Here is a 16,690-nt window from a genome sequence, read left to right as displayed (position 1 = left end):
CGGAGGCGTCAAGAGAGGGCCCCGCCGTGCACCTCAGCTGCGGGTGCTCCACAACTGGTTGGAGCCGCCGTGGCAGTCCCACAGGTTGATCCGTGTGCCGTTGGTGGTGCCGTAGCCGGCCGCGTCCAGGCAGCGGCCGGACTGCACGCCGCTGATGGTGCCGTTGGCGTTGACGTTCCACTGCTGGTTGGCCTGGCCGTTGCAGTCCCAGATGATGACCGCGGTGCCGTTCGCGGTTCCGCGCCCGTTCGCGTCCAGGCACTTGTTGCCCAGCACCTGCAACTGCTTGCCCGCGGTGTACGTCCAGCGCTGCATGGTGCCGCCCCAGCAGTCGTACAACTGCACCTGGGTGCCGTTGGTGGTGCTGCCGTTCGGCACGTCCAGGCACCGGCCCGAGCCGGTACCGACCAGTTGCACGTTCTGGTAGGTGCCGCCGCCGGTGCCCGGGGTGCCGACGCTGCCGGACACCGACTGCACCGTGGCGTACCAGACGGCGGCCATCTTGTCGTAGCCGGTGGCGGTCGGGTGGATGCCGTCGATCAGGTCGGCGGTGGTCAGCGCCGAGTGCTGGTCGACCAGGTGGACGTGCTTGCCGGCGTTCACCTTGGACTGCACGATGCCCGGGATGGCGGCGTTGAAGGTGCGTACCGCCGACTCCTGGCCGGCGTTGGCCAACGGGATGATCTGCGCGACGAACACGTCGGCGTTGGGCGCCGTCGCGGTGATCCGGTCGATCAACGTGGAGAGCCGGTTCGGCGCGGTGGAGACGTTGTAGTTCTGGAGGATGTCGTTGGTGCCGATGTGCAGCAGCACGGTGCGCGGCTGGTAGGTGTTGAGCCAGCCGGTGATGTTGGCGTCGATCTGGTCGATCCGCCAGCCCGGGTGGCCCTCGTGGTCGTGGTCGCCGAGGTTGCCGGGTCCGTTGAACTGGGAGCCGACGAAGTCGACCCGGTAGCCGCCGGCGGCGAGCCGCTGCCACAGCCCGATCCGGTAGCCGCCCGGGACCTGGGTGCCCTCGGTGATCGAGTCACCGAGCGGCATCACCCGTACTCCGCCGTTGGACTCGGCTCCGGCCGGCCCGGCCGGAACCAGTACGCCGGCGACTGCCATGGCCAGCGCCGCGACCGCGGCGAGCCATCCTGTCCTGGTACGCATGACTGCTCCTCTCAGGGGCTGGTGCAGGTGAAGGTCGGCGTCGACGGCGTGCCGTTCGCCAGGAAGCCGAACGTGGTCGAGCCGGCGGCCGGCACCGAGCCGTTGTACGACACGTTGCGCACCGTCGCCGTGGCGCCGCTGGTGCTCAGCGTCCCGCCCCAGATCTGGCTGATGCTCTGGCCGCCGGCCAGGTTCCAGCCCACCGTCCAGCCGTTGATCGCCGAGGCGCCGGCGGTGACCGTCACCTCGCCCTGGAAGCCGCCGGACCAGGTGCTGGTGGTGCGGTAGCTGGCGGCGCAGGCGCCGGCGGTCGGCGGCGGCGTGGTCGGCGGGGCAGTGGTGGGCGGGGCAGTGGTGGGCGGCGGGGTCGTCGGCGGCGCGGTGGTGGGCGGCGGGGTGCTGCTACCGGAGGTGAACCGCCAGTGGTCGAGGTTGAACAGCGAGCCGCTGCCGCCGGTGAACCGCAGGTAGAGGTCGTGGGTGCCGGTGGCGCCGCTGACCGGGCAGGTGGTGTCGGTCCAGGTCTGCCAGCCGCCGGTGCCGGACACCCGGCAGGTGCCCACCAGCGGGCCGCCGGTGCCGTCCAGGCGCAGCTCGATGGTGCCGCCGCTAGCCGCGGAGGCCACCCGCGCGGTGTACGAGGTCGCGCCGGTCCCGAACGCCACGCCCTTGACCTTGATGTAGTCCCCGTTGTCGATGTAGCCGACGTTCATCCCGCCGCCGCTGGCCACCTCGGTCTCGACGCCCTGCCCCCAGGCGATCGTCTCGGCCTCCTGCCGGACGTACGGGTTCAGCGTGCCGACCTGCGGGGCGCCCGTGGTGGTCATGGACATCGTCGGGATCGAGCCGTCCGATCCGTAGGAGAACTTCTCCACCGCCACCGACCGGGTGAAACCACCGCCGCCCGGCAACGCGCCGTTGTGGTAGAAGAAGTAGGAACCGCCCTTGAAGTCGACGATCCCGGGGTGGTTGGTGAAGCTGCTGCCCTGGGTGGGCATGACCGTCCCGCGGTAGGTCCACGGCCCCAGCGGGCCGGGCGCCGTGGAGTAGGCGATGAACTCCGAGCAGCACTTGGCCGCGTAGACCAGGTAGTAGAGGTTGTTGCGCTTGTAGACCCAGGGACCCTCCTCGAACAGGGTCGGCCGGTTCGCGTCCCCGGTCCGGGTGCCGAAGCCCGCGGTGGTCAGCGGGATCTGCGTCGGGCTGCCCGAGTACGAGGTCATGTCCGCGTTCAGCTTCACGTACCACAGGTGCGGGTTGCCCCAGTAGAGGTACGCCTGGCCGTCGTCGTCGATGAACACGGTGGGGTCGATCTCGCCGTTGCTCACCAGCGGGCGGCCGATGGCGTCCCGGAACGGGCCGGTCGGGCTGTCGGCGACCGCCACCCCGATGCCCATCTGGCCGGTCGCCCGCACGACCATGGGTACGTACCAGTAGAACTTGCCGTTGCGGTAGACCGCCTGGCCGGCCCACGCGTCCTGCTTGGCCCAGCTGAAGGTGGCGAGGTTGAGCGGGGAACCGTGGTCGGTCCAGTTGACCATGTCGTCGGACGAGTAGACCCGCCACTCCTTCATGGTGAACCAGGTCGAGTTGTCCTCGTCGTGGCCGGTGTAGAGGTAGACCCGGCCGTTGTAGACAAGCGGCGCCGGATCGGCGGTGTAGATCGTCTGCACGATCGGGTTGTCCGCCCGGGCGATCGCCGGGAACAGCCCGATCATCGCGAGCAGGCTGGCGATCAGCGCGAGCCTGCGCCGACCACGGCTACCAGGCTTCCTTGATAGCGCTAACATTGGTGTCCTTTCCGGTGGGGGTGCGGGTGGTCTCAGCGGTAGCCGGCGGCCACGACGTCGGCCTGGACCGCGTTCTCGGTCGCGTCGGACGGATAGCCGGCGACCATGGCGCCCTCGTAGAACGTGCCGGCGCTCAGGTTGGCGCCACCACCGGGCTTGCAGCAGTCGCCGCCGCTGCCCAGGATGATCGCGCCCTGCTTCTTCATCGGGCTGTAGCCGGGTGGCAGCGAGCCGTCGTAGAGCGTGTAGAGGTTGCCGGACTGGGCGTTGCTGCCCTTGATGGCGAACCGTGAGGTGCCGTTGTTCTTCAGCGTGGCGGTGACGAACTTGCTGGTGAAGGCGCGCTGGTTGGGGTTCCAGGACGAGCTGCCGCCGGGGAAGAGGCCCCATTCCAGGTCGGCCTGGACCCAGGGGCCGCTGCCGGAGCAGCCGCCGAACCAGCAGCTCGTGCTGAAGTTGATCGCGTCCATCGCGCCGGCGGCGTCCGCGCTGCGGGTGGTCTCGCTGTTGCCGTAGTCGAAGCAGCAGCCGCTGTTGACGTGCGTGCCGCTGGTGACCATGTACATGCCCTCGGGCGCGCTGCCGGTGGGGACACCGGTCAGGTGACCGTCCCGCCAGTAGCTGTTGCCGGGGTTGATGTAGAGCGAGTACGCCTTCGCGCCACCGACTGTCAGCGCCTCGCTGGTCGCGGTCGCGGGCCGGCTGGAGGAGGAGCCGGGGACCTGCGCGGAGCCCTGGTACCACAGGTCGTTGCCGCGTCCCGACTGGTCGTAGACGACCGTGATCACGCAGGTCGTGCCGCCGCAGAACGCGTCCTGGCCGGCGGCGTCGGCGGAGCCGCCGGTGCTGAGCACGCCGGTGTTCCGGGTGGCGCTGTCCGACGAGCGGCGGACCTGGTAGAGGTTGCCGCCGTACGCCGAGAACAGCGCGCGGGTGGTGCTGTGCGCCGCCACGCAGGGCGTACCGCCCGCGGCGTAGATGTCGCACGGCCGGCCGCCGGCCGGGGGCGGTGAGGTGGGTGGCGGGGACGACGGCGTGGTGGAGGTGGTCCACCGCTGGTTGGCCTGGCCGTTGCAGGTCCACAGGATCAGCTTCGTGCCGTTGGCGGTGCCGGCGGCGTTGGCGTCCAGGCAGAGCCCGGACTGCTGGCCGGTGATGGTGCCGTCGCCGTTGACGGTCCACTGCTGGTTGGACTGGCCGTTGCAGTCCCAGATGATCACGGCGGTGCCCGGGCTGGTGCCCCGGCCGTTGGCATCCAGGCACTTGTTCCCGTAGACCGTGAACTGTCGCGCCGACGTGTAGGTCCAGGTCTGCGCCGCCGCGCCGGTGCAGTCGTACAGCTGCACCTGGGTGCCGTTGGTGGTGCTGCCGTTCGGTACGTCCACACAGCGGCCCGACTGCACGCCCACGACGGAGCCCGGCCCGGGGGCGGCGACCGCCGTCCGGGTCTGGGTGGTCAGGGCGATGCCGCCGGCGGCCAGGACGACGGCGAGGGCGGCGGGCAACAGGCGTGGTCGTCCGGATCGGAGGGGTCGGGGACGGGGGATGGCCATGACGGCTCCTCGGAGGCGCAGGGCTCCGGGGCCGTCCGTACCGGCGCGGAGCCTCACGGGTGGTGGTGACCGTCGGTGAAGCGCTAACACCCGCTGCGCGCACTCGGCCGCCCGTGCGGTGCGCGAGGTGGTCGGCCCGACACGAGGCGGCGCTTTCGGAGGTGCCTCGGTGGTGGCATACCGGTCGCTGATGTTATCGCAAACATCGACGTGAGTAATTAGAACACATCGATGTCGACTGGGCAGTGGTCAGCGGCCGGGCATCCGGGCCGGCGCTCCGGGCACGGACCGGGCAGACGTCGGCGCGACCCGTCGCCCGGAGCGGTCGAGCGACTCTCCAGGGGGGCAGCGCGGGCGGCAGCGGCTCGGCAGGGAGCCGCTCACCGCCCGCGAACTGCTGGCCGAGCGGACGGCGCCCTGCTCGGGATCGGCGACCTGCGCGACGGCCGATGGACGCGGCTGGTCCTACCGGCGGTCCCTCAGCGGGCCTTCTTCGTCGCCCGCTTGCGGGGCGGGGTCAGCAGGTCGGCGATGGCGGCGATCGCGGACGGCACCACCCGGTAGTACGCCCAGACCCCGCGCTTCTCGCGTTCGAGCAGCCCGGCCTCGGTGAGGATGCGCAGGTGATGGCTCACCGTCGGCTGGGACAGCCCGAGCGGAGCGGTCAGGTCGCTCACCGACGCCTCGCCCTGCGGGGCGGACTGGATCAGACTGATCAACCGCAGCCGGGCCGGATCGGCGAACGCCTTCAGGACGCCCGCGAGGCGCTCGGCGTCGGCACGCTTGATCGGCTCGCCGGTCAGCGGCGAGATGGACGGCATCGCTGTTTTCGCAGTTCCCACGCCCTCCATAGTTGCACCGACACCATCAATGGGACGGCAAAACCGCCGACCATCATCGGCGGTGAATCTCCGTGGGGCGAGGTCCCCGCCCGGCCGCTCGGCATCCCGACCGTCGCGGCGGCTCGTCACGGCCTTGCCACGCACCCGACAATGGAGCCGCTGACGTAACGGGGGAGGGCACAGGTGAATCAGGCAGGCGAGCCGGGGCCTCCCGGGCCGGCGCCGGGCGCGTCGCCGCGGGCCGGCCGGATCCGCCAGCTCCGGCTGGTGGGACTGGTGGTCGTGCTGGCCCTCCTCGCGGCGGCGATGATCCCGATCGTGCTCCGGCTGGGCCCGCCGACCCGCGACGACCTGATGGAGCGGGCCGGCCTGAAGGGCAAGACGCAGCTACTCATCGGCGTGAAGGACGACCAGCCCGGCGTCTCCCAGCGACTGTCGAACGACGTCTGGAAGGGCTTCGACGTCGACATCGCCTACCTGATCGCCGGCTATCTCGGGTTCGACCGGTCCCAGGTGAGGTTCCTGCCGATCGAGAGCGAGGACCGGGCCCGCCGCCAGGCCCGCGACCGCGACGGGTTCGTCACCGTGGACATGGTGATCGCGTCCTACAGCATCACGAAGAAGCGGGAAGAGGAGGAGGGGGCGGTCTTCTCCGCCGCCTACCTCCAGACCGAGCAGTCGGTCGTGACGCTGCGCAGCGACAACGGCCCGGTCAGCAGCCTGGAGGACCTGGCCGGCCGCACCGTCTGCACGCTGACCACCTCGACCGCCATTCCGCGCCTGCGGGAGGCCCGCGCGAGACCGGTCGGCCGCAACAAGATCAGCGAGTGCGTCCAGGAGCTGTACGACGGCAAGGTGACCGCGGTCAGCAGCGACGCGGCGATCCTCGCCGGCTTCGTCACCGGTGACCAGCCGGGCGACGAGGGCCAGCGCTTCCCGGTCACCCTCCGCAACGCCAAACCGCTGCGGCACTGGGACATCGGCGAGTCCGCCGCGGAGAAGTGGGGCGTCAACACCGGCCCGAACGAGGCGCTCCGGGACCTGGTGGATCTCGCGCTCCACGACTCGGCCACGAACCCGCGGAACTCGGCCTGGGAGCAGGCGTACGACGCCAACTTCCGCTGGCAGCAGCGTTACAACCTCCCGCAGCCGGTCGCGGTACAACAGCAGCCCGACCCCAGGAAGGTGGAGGTACGGCAGTGGCCGTGGGAGAGGATCGCACTGCCGGCCCCGGCACGTTCCGGATCACCGGCGGTCCTGGCAAGAGCGGCCGGCCCCGTCGGATGGCCGGGGCGCGGCAGGCGCAGCAGTGGCTGCTGACGCTCCTCCCCGCGTTTCCCGTCCTGCTCCTGGTGCTGCGGCTGTGGCAACTCAGCCGTCAGGACATGTCGACCATGCTGCTGCTGGTGCAGTACGTCAGCCCGCTCGGCCTGCTCAGCGCGCTGCTCATCGCGCTGGTCTGGGCCTTCCCCCTGGTCGTGCTGACGTTCGGGGTGCTCGGGCGGCTGCTGCGGCTCAGCGCCCCTGAGCGCTTCGACCCGGACCGGTCACTGCTCGCCTCCTGGACGGCGCGTACCCCCGGCTGGGTGGCCACCGCGGCGGTCGCGCTCGGCGCGCTCACCTGGCAGCTCCGCTTCCTGCCGACCCTGCTGATGCTGGCGCTCTGCCTGCTCGCGCTGCGCACCCGCTACCTGTATCCGGACCAGCCGAACCGGATCCTCCTGGTCGGCGTGGCGATTCCGCTGGCCGTGGCGGTGCTGGAGTACGCCGTGCTGGCCCCGGCCGCGTGGGCGGCGCTCCACGCGGACGAGCCGGGCACCGCCGTGCTGCTCGTGGTGCCCCCCGCCGCCACGGTGCTGCTGACCGGCGCGATCCCCGGGCGGATCGCCCCGGCGGTGACCCACGGCCTGGCGTACGCGGTCGCCGCCGCGCTTCCGCTGGTGACCGGTGCGGTCTTCCTGGGGGCGCCGGTGCTGCCCACCACCGCGGTCGAGGTCGCCCCACCGGACCCCGGCACCGCCACGTCGGACGGCGAGCCCGCCCCGGAGGTGGTGCTCGGCGCGTTGATCACCGTCACCGACACCTCGACGATCATGCTGGACCGCGCTGCCGTCGTCCGGTTCCTGCCCAACGGGAGCGTGCGTTCGCAGGTCCTCTGCCCGCAGGCCCGGCCGGTGCCGTACAGCGTGGTGGCGGTGCACGGCTGGCCGGTGGAGGAGACCGTGCTGGACTGGATGATGCTCCGGCGGCCGGTCACCGTGAAGGACGTTCGCTGCGACGGCCGTCTCCCCGCCGGGGACCAGCGCGTCCGGGGCCCGCGTTAGCCGGTCGGCCCGTCCCCGCCGCGACGGCGACCGGCGCTCAGGTGCGGCGCAGCACCAGGGTCGCGAAACCCAGCAGGTTGCGGTAACCGCGCAACCACCCGTCCCGGTGCTCCCGGGCGACCGTGAGCGCCTCGGCGGCGTCGGGATGACCGGGGTTGTCGAGCGCCCACTCGGTGAGCGAGCCGACCCACGACCATTCGTAGCTGTCCCACTCGGCGGCGTCGCTGAGGTGCGCGTACACCGGGGTCCAGCCGGCCTCCTCGGCGGCGTCCACCAGGCCGGCGAGGTCGGTGTGATCCTCCGGTTTCGCGTCCAGCGCGGCGAGCGCCTCCGGGGTCGGCGGAGCCTGCCAGAAGACCTCGCCGACCAGCAGGATCCCGTCCGGGTTGACGTGCCGGCCGGCGGCCCGCAGCGTCCCGGCGAAGCCGTCGAAGATGTGCGTCGACCCGACGCACAGCACCAGGTCGTAGTCGCCGTCCGGCACGTAGGCGCGCGCGTCGCGTTCGTGCAGCGTCAGCCGGTCGGCGAGACCACGCGCCTCGGCCGCCGCGGCGGCGTGTTCGAGCGCGTGGTGGCTGAGGTCGACGCCGTCCGCGTGGCCGTCCGGGTAGTGGGCGAGGGCCTGCATGGCCCATGCCGCCCGCCCGCAGCCGAGGTCGAGGATGCGTGCCGCCGGTCGCCGGTCCGCCCGGCGCAGGAGCCGGTTGACGTTGACGCCGGAGACCGGTGCCGCGATCGGATGATGCGAGTGCGCGATGTCGCTGAGCCGTTGACGATCCACGGTTGACAGTGAACACCACCGGACCGAGGCGTCGGATCATGCTCCGCGGTCCCGGCTCGGAGGTCAGGCGGTCGCGCCGGGCCGCCGCCGGAACCGGCGTTCGTAGCGGCGGGCCGTGACCGCGACCGCGACGACGGCGGCGGCGGCGACGAGCGCGCCGGCGGCGATGTCGCCGGGGTAGTGCACGCCGGTCCAGACCCGGGCGAAGCCGATGACCACCGCGAGGATCGTGAGCGCCACCCCCCAGCGCCGCGACAGGAAGACGCCGACCGCGAGGGCCAGCGTGAACGCGGCGGTGGCGTGGTCGCTGGGCAGCGACGGTCCGGTCGCGTGCGGGATCAACTGGTGCACCTGGTGGGTCTGGAACGGCCGTACCTCGGTGCTGAGGGCGGCGGTCGCCCGTCCCAGCGCGAACGCGAGCGCGAGCGCGGCGAGCACGCGCAGCGTGGCGGCGGCGGCCGGCCGGCCGCCACGGATGACCGGCACCACCGCCAACGCCCCCAGGACGTAGATCAACCACACCGCCGCCCACTCGAGGACGTCGTCGACGACATCGACCTTCCCCGCCCCGGAGTTGATCATCTGGAACAGGTGGTAGTTCACGACGCCACGCCCTCCTCGGCTGCCCGACCCGGGTCCGGGTGGCCTCCACGCTCGCACGCGGGCGCTGCCGGCGGCGGGGAAAGCGGCGAATTCCCGCGCCGTCGCGGTGGTGCCCGGCCGCCAAGCCGACACCAAGTGAGCGCCAGGTGCGGCGATCCAGGCTCGGTGCGTCAGATCCCACCGAGCGGGCCGCTGACCGCAGCGGCCGGAGGAAACCATGGGCACGACCGATTCCGAGACCGGACCGAACCTCGTCGGCTTCCGGATCAACCACCGCACGATGCGCGCCGACACCCGGCGACTGGCCGACCTGTCGGAGCGCGTGGCCGCCGGCCAGATCACCTACGACCGTCGTCGGGCGCGAGCCCTGCGGACGTACGTGTTGCTGCTCTGCGCCGGCATCCACCACCACCATCGGATGGAGGACGAGGTCCTCTGGCCGGTGCTGGAGCGCTCGGCCGCCGCCGAGATCGATTTGCGCGAGCTGAGCGACGACCACGCCTCGCTGGATCCGGTGCTGGACGAGGTACGCGCGGCCGTGGACGACCTGGTCTCCGTGTTCGCCCCCGGTGAGCCGGCGCAGCAGCGGGTACGGACCGCCGCGACGCGTCTCGCCACGGGCCTCGCCCACCTGCGCGACGCCCTCGACGAGCACATCGAGGAGGAGGAACGGCTGATCTTCCCGGTGATCCGCCGGTACGTCAGCGTCGCCGACTGGGACACGGTGGAGCGGGCCGTACGCAAGGGAGGCGCGCTGCGTTTCGAACTGCCCCGGATCGAGCGGTACGCCGAGCCCGACGAGCTGGACGAACTGAAGCGGATCGCCGGGCCGGTGCTGCGGCTGACGCTCGCGGCGGTGCGACCGGGCTTCCGTCGTCGGGAGGCGCGGGTCTTCGGCGGGTGAGTGACCGGCTCACGCCGGCACGTACGCCGATTCGTCGCACCACGGCACGGCACCGACCGCGCGGGCCAGCCGGAGCCCGGCGTCCCGGTGCGCGGCGGCCACCACCGGCTCGCCGAGCGCGGCGGCGAGCTCGGCGAGCGTCTGGTCCACCGGCCCGAGCGAGATCGATCCGCACTCCAACCCGGCGAAACGTCCGGCCCACGGCGCCAGCTCCCGGTAGCAGCGCCGTGCGGCCGGCACGTCGCCGAGCCGGGCGGCGACCTGCCCGCGCACCGTCATCCAGTACAGCCAGAGGTAGTCCGGACGGATCGGGGCCTCCGGACGCCAGACGGCCCGCGCCCCGGCGTGGTCCCCGGCGGAGAGCAGCGCGTGGGCCAGCACGTCGTGGGTGTCGTCCGGCACCCGCGCGTGCACCTGCCGGATCTCGTCGACCGCCTCGTGCCCGCGCCCGGCGACGGTCAGCACGGTGAACCGGCCCATCAGCCCCATCGCCGCCGCGTTCGGGCCGCCGACCCGGCCCATCCGGTCGCTGATCTCCGCGTAGCGGCGCGACGCCTCGTCGAGGTCGCCCCGGAACAGCGCGCAGAGGCCGGTGAACCAGCCCATCACGGCCAGGATCAGGCCGAGCTGCCCGGTGGTGGCCTGCTCGACCGCCCGGTCGACGTGGTGCCGGGCCCGGTCGAAGTCGGCCTCGGCGAGCGCGGCCTGGTAGAGGATGTGGTGGGCCTCGCAGCGGTACGCGGTGAGGCCGGCGGCCTCGGCCGTCGCCAGCAGCTCCCGGCCCACCTCGGGCAGCTCGGCGCGGTGCGCGGGAGCGACGGTGACGAAGTAGCGGGCGTTGAGCGCCCGGCAGAGCACGGCCGGGTCGTCCTGCCGGCGGGCCAGCGCGAGGGCCTCCCGGGTGACCTCGTCGGCGCGCTCCTGGTCGGCGCCCTCGATCTCGAACGCCAGCACGCTCAGCAGCCGGGACCGCAGCACCGGACGGTCGTCGCCGACCCGGGACAGCTCCTGCTCCAGCAGCCGGACCAGCGGTTCGTCCACCAGACGGTCCGGCCGGATGGTCCAGGTGACCGGGGCGTCGAAGCAGGTCAGCGCCGCGTGGAGGGCCGTCGGATCGCCGGTGCCGGTGGCCAGCCGCACCGCCTCGGCGCGGGCGGCGCGGGCGGTGAGCACGTCGCCGGCGAGCGCGCTGGCGGTGGCCAGGCTGCGGTGCAGGTCGAGCCGGGTCCGGACCGTGGTCGCCGGCGCCAGCTCGACGGCGCGCAACGCGCCGGCCCAGAGCGTGGCGGCCTCCCGCGGGGCGCCCAGGTCGCCGGCGCGGCGGGCCGCGGCGGCGAGGTGGCCGATCGCGTCGGCGGCGGTGGACGGGGTGAGGGCCGCGAGCGCGTGCCGCCCCATCGCGGCCACGTCGTCGACCCGCCGTTCCCGCAGCACGTCGAGGACGCGGCTGTGGAGGCGGGTGCGTCGCAGCAGCGGGACGCTGTGGTAGAGCGCGTCCCGCATCAGGGCGTGCGCGAACCGCACCCGGCCCGGCGCGGGCTCGACGAGCAGGCCCGCGGTCACGCCGGCCTCCAGCCCGTCGAGGAGCTGTTCCTCCGGACCGCCGTCGACCGCGAGCAGGGTGTCGATGTCCGCCGTCTCGCCGAGGACCGCGGCCTGCCGCAGCACCGTCCGCGCGCCGGCCGGCAACCGGGCCAGCCGGCGTGCCAGCACGTGACCCAGGCCGGCGGGAACGCCGTCCAGCGCCGCCGCCGGCCCTTCGGCCGCGATCAGCTTCGCCAGCTCGATGGTGAACAGCGGATTGCCCGCCGCGCGGTCCCGGACCGTACCCAGCAGCTCGGTGTCGGTGCTGTCCACGCCGTAGCGGCGCAGCAGTTCGCCGACGGCGTCCGCGTCGAGGCCGCCCAGCTCGCAGTCGACCGCCGGCACGCCGGCCAGCGCGGCCCGCGCCACGGTGAGATCGTCGGTCACCTCGTCCGGCCGGTACGTCGCCACGACGAGGACCGGCGCCCCGGCGAGCGCGGCGGCGAGATGGCGAAGGATGCGCAGCGTCTCGCCGTCGGCGCGGTGGACGTCCTCGACCAGCAGGAGCAGGGGGCCGTGCCCGGCCAACCGGGTCAGGTAGGCGGCCAGTGCCTGCCGGAGGTGGAACTCGTCGAACTCGCCACGGGTGCCCGCCGACGTGCCGGTCTCCAGCAGCAGGCGCAGGCCGTGGGCCTCCGCCTCGTCGAGCGGGAGATGCCGGCGGGCGGCGGTGACCACCTCGTGCCAGGCCCAGGCCGGAGGCGCGCCCTCCACCTGCGGGCAGGTGCCGGCCAGCGGGCGCCAGCCGTCCACGGCGAGCGAGTCGGCGAGATGGTGTGCCAGCGTCGACTTCCCCGCGCCCGCCTCGGCGCCCACCCAGCAGATCCCGAGACCGGTCCGGGCGGCGCGGACCGCCGCGGCGCGCAGCCGGGCCAGCTCGGCCGCCCGGCCCAGCGGCCGGTCCGGGTGCGCTCCGGCGGTCGGGGCGGGACCGGACGTCGCCGTCGGCCCGGCGACGGCCGCCGGCCGGGTGACGACGGCGGCGGGCGCCTCCAGGCGGGGACTCTGCCGCAGCAGGTCCGTCTCCAGGTCCCGCAGCTCGCGGCTGGGGTCGATGCCCAACTGCTCGGCCAGCACGGCGCGGACCGCGCGCAGCACGTCGAGCGCGTCCGCCTGCCGCCCGAGGCGGTACAGCGCGACCGCGAGCAGCATGGCGGCCCGTTCCCGCAGCGGGTGCTCCCGCACGTGCGGGTCGAGGTCGAGCACCACCTCGCTCGGGCGGTCCAGGTCGAGCAGCAGCTTCGCCCGCTGCTCGACGGCGTTCAGCCGCAGCCGGACCAGCCGCTCGCGCTCCCGGTCCGCCCACGGCTCGCCGGCGAACTCGGCGTACGGCGTGCCCCCGTCCCAGCAGGCAAGCGCCGCCTCCAGGCTGGCGACCGCGGTGGCGGGCCGGCCGCCGGCGTCCGGGGTCGCCGCCCGGAGCTGCGCCTCGAAACGCCAGGCGTCCACGTCGGTCGCCGGCAGCCTCAGGGCGTAGCCGGGGGCGACGGTGACCAGGATCCGGGCCGGGGCGCGGGACGGGCGGTCCGGTTCCAACGCCCGGCGCAGGTTCGACACGTACACCTGAAGCGCCGCCTGGGCCCGCGGTGGCGGGTCCGAGGACCAGAGATCGTCCACGAGCCGGTCGACCGACACCGCGTGACCGCCGCCGGCGACGAGCCGGGCCAGCACCGCGCGCTGCCGGGGCGCGCCGAGGTCGATCGCGGCGCCGCCGTGGGTGGCCCGCACCGGGCCGAGCACGCCGATCGTCGTCACGTCGTGACCCTAACCGGACGGATCCACCGTGGAGATCATCCATCCGACAGTCCCGGCCAGCGCGCCAAGCGCGCGTTAAGCACCCGCCAACTCCGGTCCGGCTCCATGGTGGCCGCATCTCGCCCCGCGACCGCGGGGCGTCGGAGAAGGGACATCCATGAGAACCAAGAAGGGCCACCCACGCCGGTGGCTCGCCGCGGTGACCGGTGTCGGCCTGGTCGTCGGGCTGGCCGGGCCGGCGGTCGCCGCCGACCCGGTCACGTACGACGAGCAGGCCGTGCACCACGCCCTGTTCGCGGCGGTCGTCCAGGTCCGCGAGGGCGGCACCCCGGGCCTGACCGACGCCGTGCTCGCCGCCGAACTCAGCGACTGGCGTGCCGCCCATCCGACCGCGGACGCCGCCGCCGTCGGCGCGCACCTGACCACCGTCACCGCGCTCGTCGGGCAGGCCGTCAGCGCGTCCGACGAGTCACCCGGCAAGCTCCACCTGCTCGGCGCGGCCGTGGAGAAGCTCGCCGGAAGCGGCGAGGCGCGGCTCGGCGGCCCGACGGTCCGGGGGCTGCTGCGCAGCACGACCGGCGAGGAACTCGGCGGGATCGTGCCGCCGATCGAGCAGATCCGCAGCGGCACGCAGGACCACATGTGGGAGATGCTGTCGCGGGGCGCGATCGGCCAGGTCTGGGCCGGGCTGCACACCCGGGCCGCCACCGACGCCGTCCTCGCCGAGGTCTGGAACAGCGCGGTCGGCGCCCGGCTCGGCGTACGCCTGGACACCCCGGCGGACGAGCTGGCGCAACTGCCCGACCTGAACGGCCACCTCGACCTTCCGGCGATCACCGCGAAGCGGTACGACAAGGACGCCTACCGGACGGAGATCCAGACACAGCTCGACGCCGCGCTCGCCGCGCTGCGGGCGCGGTCGGCGGCGGCGGTGACCGACGCGGTGGCGCAGTCCGACCGGTTCCCGGTCGGTGGGCCGGACAGGCCGACGAGCGCCGACGAGGCAGCGGCAAAGGTCAAGGCGGAGGCCGACCGCAAGCTCAACGAGAAGCTCGGTCAGGCCGTCACCGTGCTCGGCAAGCTCGCCGGCATGGTGGACAAGCAGTTCGGCCGGCAGATCGAGACCATCGCCAAGGCCGTGGTGGGCGCCATCTCGGCCATCACCACCTACACCGCGGCCATCTCGGCGGCCGGGATCACCACCGCGGCGCTGGCGATGTCGACGTTCACGCTCGTCGGCGGCCTGGTGGGGGCCGCGATGATCCTGCTTCCGCTGTTCACCTCCGGCGGCGGCGCCGACGACGCCACCGGTGCGCAGATCGCCGCGCTGCGCGACCAGATCAACCGGCTCGCGGCGGGCATGGACCGGCGGTTCGACCGGGTCGAGAAGATGCTCGGCGCGATGTACGACGGGCTGAGTGCCCAACTGACCGCGCTCGCCCGGGACCTCGCCGAGGTGCGCGCCCAGTTGACCGTCATCGCCGGGCAGCTCATCGTGCTCGACCAGCGGGTCGACGGGCTCGCGCTGGCCAGCCAGGCGGCGTTCGAGCAGATCGCCCAGCAGCCGTTGCGGACCAGCATCGACCGGTACGTGCACCGCGAGGCGCGCACCGGCTCGGCGATCGACTCCTTCGCGACGTACTTCGACCAGGGTGACTCACCGACGCGGACGTTCGCCGCCGACGCGGCGCGGCAGGCCCCCCACGTCGTGCCGACCGGCACCTCGCTGGCGGACCCGGTGGCGACCGTGGGTCTCCACCTGCCGTCCGGCGCGATCGACTACCTGGCCCAGTGGGCGGGCGCCCGGGGTGTCGCGCTGACCCCCGCCCCCGGCGACCAGCCGGCCGGTGGCGTGGCGAACCCGTCGGCGTGGCTGCTGGGCGCCCGGGCGAACCTGATCCTGCAACTGCAGAACCCGCAGTACGCCGCCCAGGTCGGCGCGGCCGAGACGCAGAGCACGATCGCCGCCGGCGAAGCGGTGAACCGTCGGGTCCGGCAGTTCAGCGCCCCGGCCGCGGACGGCGGCACCAACGCGCTGTTCCAGCGGCTGATGGCCGACTACCGGACGGCCACGAGCCAGTGGAAGGCGGCCCTCGACGAGGTGGGCCGCGCGGTGCGCTGGGTGGAGACCGACCGGGACTACGACATGTGGGGCAGCGTCGACCAGGACGTCCCGGCGGCGGGCCGGATCGCCGACGTGGCGAGGATGGCGTCCTGCGGGCCGGCCGGGGGCGTCACCACGCCGAGCCGGGTCAACCGGTCGGCGCTGCCGAACGTCTACCACCTCGCGAACTACGCGATGGCGCCCGCGCACCGGCCGGAGCTGCGCTCCTGCCTGGACGCGGACTTCGTCAACGTGGAGGTGATCGAGGGCCCGCGCACCCAGCGGACCAACGCCGACCTGCGACTGGTGGTGCGGCAGCAGGCCAAGTGGCTGGGCGGTGACTGGCAGGACGTGCGGACGGTGACCTGGCAGACGCACCTGATCGACGTCTGCCTGTGGGACCAGCGGTCGAACCCGCCGACCGGTTACTGCCGGGAGCCCGACTACTACATCAACCAGAAGTGGGATTCGACGTACCGGCCCGCGCTGGACAGCAGCGGAACCGTGGTGGACAACGCCGCCGCGGTGGCGCTGGCGCGGACCAAGGTGCGGGCCATGCTCACCGGCAAGCAGCGGTACTTCTACCGGGTGGCGGCGCTCGGCACCGGCGTCGACCGGCCGCCGGCCGGCACCTGGTCGGTCTCCCAGCAGCTGTGGGACGCCGGGAAGAAGGTCTCCGACACGGTACGGATGCTGCAGATCTTCTCCGAGCTGGGCTGGTCCTCGGCGTTGGAGCGGGACGACGTGCTGCACGGTCAGCTCTTCGGTGACCGGTCACTGCCGGCGGACTACCGCCTGCCGCGCAGCCAGGACAGCTACAACACCGGTTCGCTGCACCTGTTCAACGCCTACCAGCGGGCGTTGGCGAACTACGCCACCTGCACCCAGACGCTCGACTGGGACCCCTGTCAGGGCGACGTCTCCGGGCTCGACCCGATGCGGGGGCAGGAACGGTTCACGACCGGCTGCGCCGCCGCCCCGGCCGCCGAGGCGCCCGACGACCCGCTGGGCTCCTGCGTCGTCCAGGCCGGAACGGTGGGCGTCGCCAGCCTGGCCGAGCGGTACGGCTACTGGTCCGCTCGGATCAGGGCCGGTAGCCACCAGGAGGGCCTGGCGACGGTGAAGACGGTCGTGGGCCTGCTGAGGGCGACGAACGTCAGCGTGCACGCGGGCTGACCCGGAGCCGGTCCGGGGGCGCACCGCAGTGGTGCGCCCCCGGACCGGTGGCGCCGACCCGACCGGAGCGTATTGACGCTTGCGCGGCGGATCGTCCACACCGGACGTCCCGATCGTCC

Annotated in this window: 11 protein-coding genes; 4 read left to right on the top strand and 7 right to left on the bottom strand. The window is 73.3% G+C overall.

Annotation, left to right across the window (positions count from 1 at the left end):
- Positions 1-33 precede the first annotated feature (33 nt).
- The 4 genes from VKK44_RS19100 to VKK44_RS19085 all read right to left on the bottom strand — a co-directional run bounded on the left by VKK44_RS19100 (position 34) and on the right by VKK44_RS19085 (position 5,349).
- Positions 34-1,155, bottom strand: a complete 1,122-nt coding sequence (locus VKK44_RS19100; RefSeq protein ID WP_343442481.1) for an RICIN domain-containing protein — start codon at positions 1,153-1,155, stop codon at positions 34-36.
- A gap of 11 nt (positions 1,156-1,166) precedes the next feature.
- Complete coding sequence (locus tag VKK44_RS19095; protein WP_343442480.1) at positions 1,167-2,873, bottom strand: family 43 glycosylhydrolase; 1,707 nt, start codon at positions 2,871-2,873, stop codon at positions 1,167-1,169.
- A gap of 104 nt (positions 2,874-2,977) precedes the next feature.
- Entirely contained in the window at positions 2,978-4,498 is a 1,521-nt protein-coding gene (locus VKK44_RS19090) for an arabinofuranosidase catalytic domain-containing protein (protein WP_343442479.1), read from the bottom strand.
- Between the two features lie 479 nt (positions 4,499-4,977).
- Positions 4,978-5,349 carry an ArsR/SmtB family transcription factor gene (locus VKK44_RS19085; RefSeq protein WP_343442478.1) on the bottom strand — a complete coding sequence of 124 codons (372 nt, stop codon included), beginning with the start codon at positions 5,347-5,349 and terminating at the stop codon, positions 4,978-4,980.
- A 174-nt stretch (positions 5,350-5,523) separates the two neighbouring features.
- Between VKK44_RS19085 and VKK44_RS19080 the strand changes: the two genes are divergently transcribed.
- Positions 5,524-6,660, top strand: coding sequence for a transporter substrate-binding domain-containing protein (locus VKK44_RS19080; protein ID WP_343442477.1), 1,137 nt, complete (start codon positions 5,524-5,526; stop codon positions 6,658-6,660).
- Positions 6,624-7,664: a hypothetical protein gene (locus VKK44_RS19075; protein ID WP_343442476.1), complete on the top strand. Its 1,041-nt coding sequence runs from the start codon at positions 6,624-6,626 to the stop codon at positions 7,662-7,664. The genes VKK44_RS19080 and VKK44_RS19075 overlap by 37 nt, the downstream gene beginning before the upstream one ends.
- Before the next feature lie 37 nt (positions 7,665-7,701).
- On the opposite strand, the gene VKK44_RS19070 is transcribed toward VKK44_RS19075, so the two are convergent.
- On the bottom strand, positions 7,702-8,445 hold the full coding sequence (locus VKK44_RS19070; RefSeq protein WP_343442475.1) for an SAM-dependent methyltransferase: 744 nt from the start codon (positions 8,443-8,445) through the stop codon (positions 7,702-7,704).
- A gap of 63 nt (positions 8,446-8,508) precedes the next feature.
- On the bottom strand, positions 8,509-9,048 hold the full coding sequence (locus tag VKK44_RS19065) for a phosphatase PAP2 family protein (RefSeq protein ID WP_343442474.1): 540 nt from the start codon (positions 9,046-9,048) through the stop codon (positions 8,509-8,511).
- 217 nt (positions 9,049-9,265) lie between these two features.
- On the opposite strand from VKK44_RS19065, the gene VKK44_RS19060 reads away from it, so the two are divergent.
- The gene (locus VKK44_RS19060; RefSeq protein WP_343442472.1) at positions 9,266-9,952 is read left to right on the top strand and encodes a hemerythrin domain-containing protein; all 687 of its coding nucleotides are present in this window, start codon (positions 9,266-9,268) and stop codon (positions 9,950-9,952) included.
- Between the two features lie 9 nt (positions 9,953-9,961).
- Here the strand turns inward: VKK44_RS19060 and VKK44_RS19055 are convergent, their stop codons facing one another.
- On the bottom strand, positions 9,962-13,291 hold the full coding sequence (locus VKK44_RS19055; protein ID WP_343442471.1) for a BTAD domain-containing putative transcriptional regulator: 3,330 nt from the start codon (positions 13,289-13,291) through the stop codon (positions 9,962-9,964).
- Between the two features lie 157 nt (positions 13,292-13,448).
- Between VKK44_RS19055 and VKK44_RS19050 the strand changes: the two genes are divergently transcribed.
- Complete coding sequence (locus tag VKK44_RS19050) at positions 13,449-16,571, top strand: hypothetical protein (protein WP_343442470.1); 3,123 nt, start codon at positions 13,449-13,451, stop codon at positions 16,569-16,571.
- Positions 16,572-16,690: the final 119 nt, after the last annotated feature.

The sequence above is a fragment of the Micromonospora sp. DSM 45708 genome, assembly GCF_039566955.1.
Classification (GTDB): Bacteria; Actinomycetota; Actinomycetes; order Mycobacteriales; family Micromonosporaceae; genus Micromonospora.
This window is presented reverse-complemented; position numbering and strand designations above follow the sequence as displayed.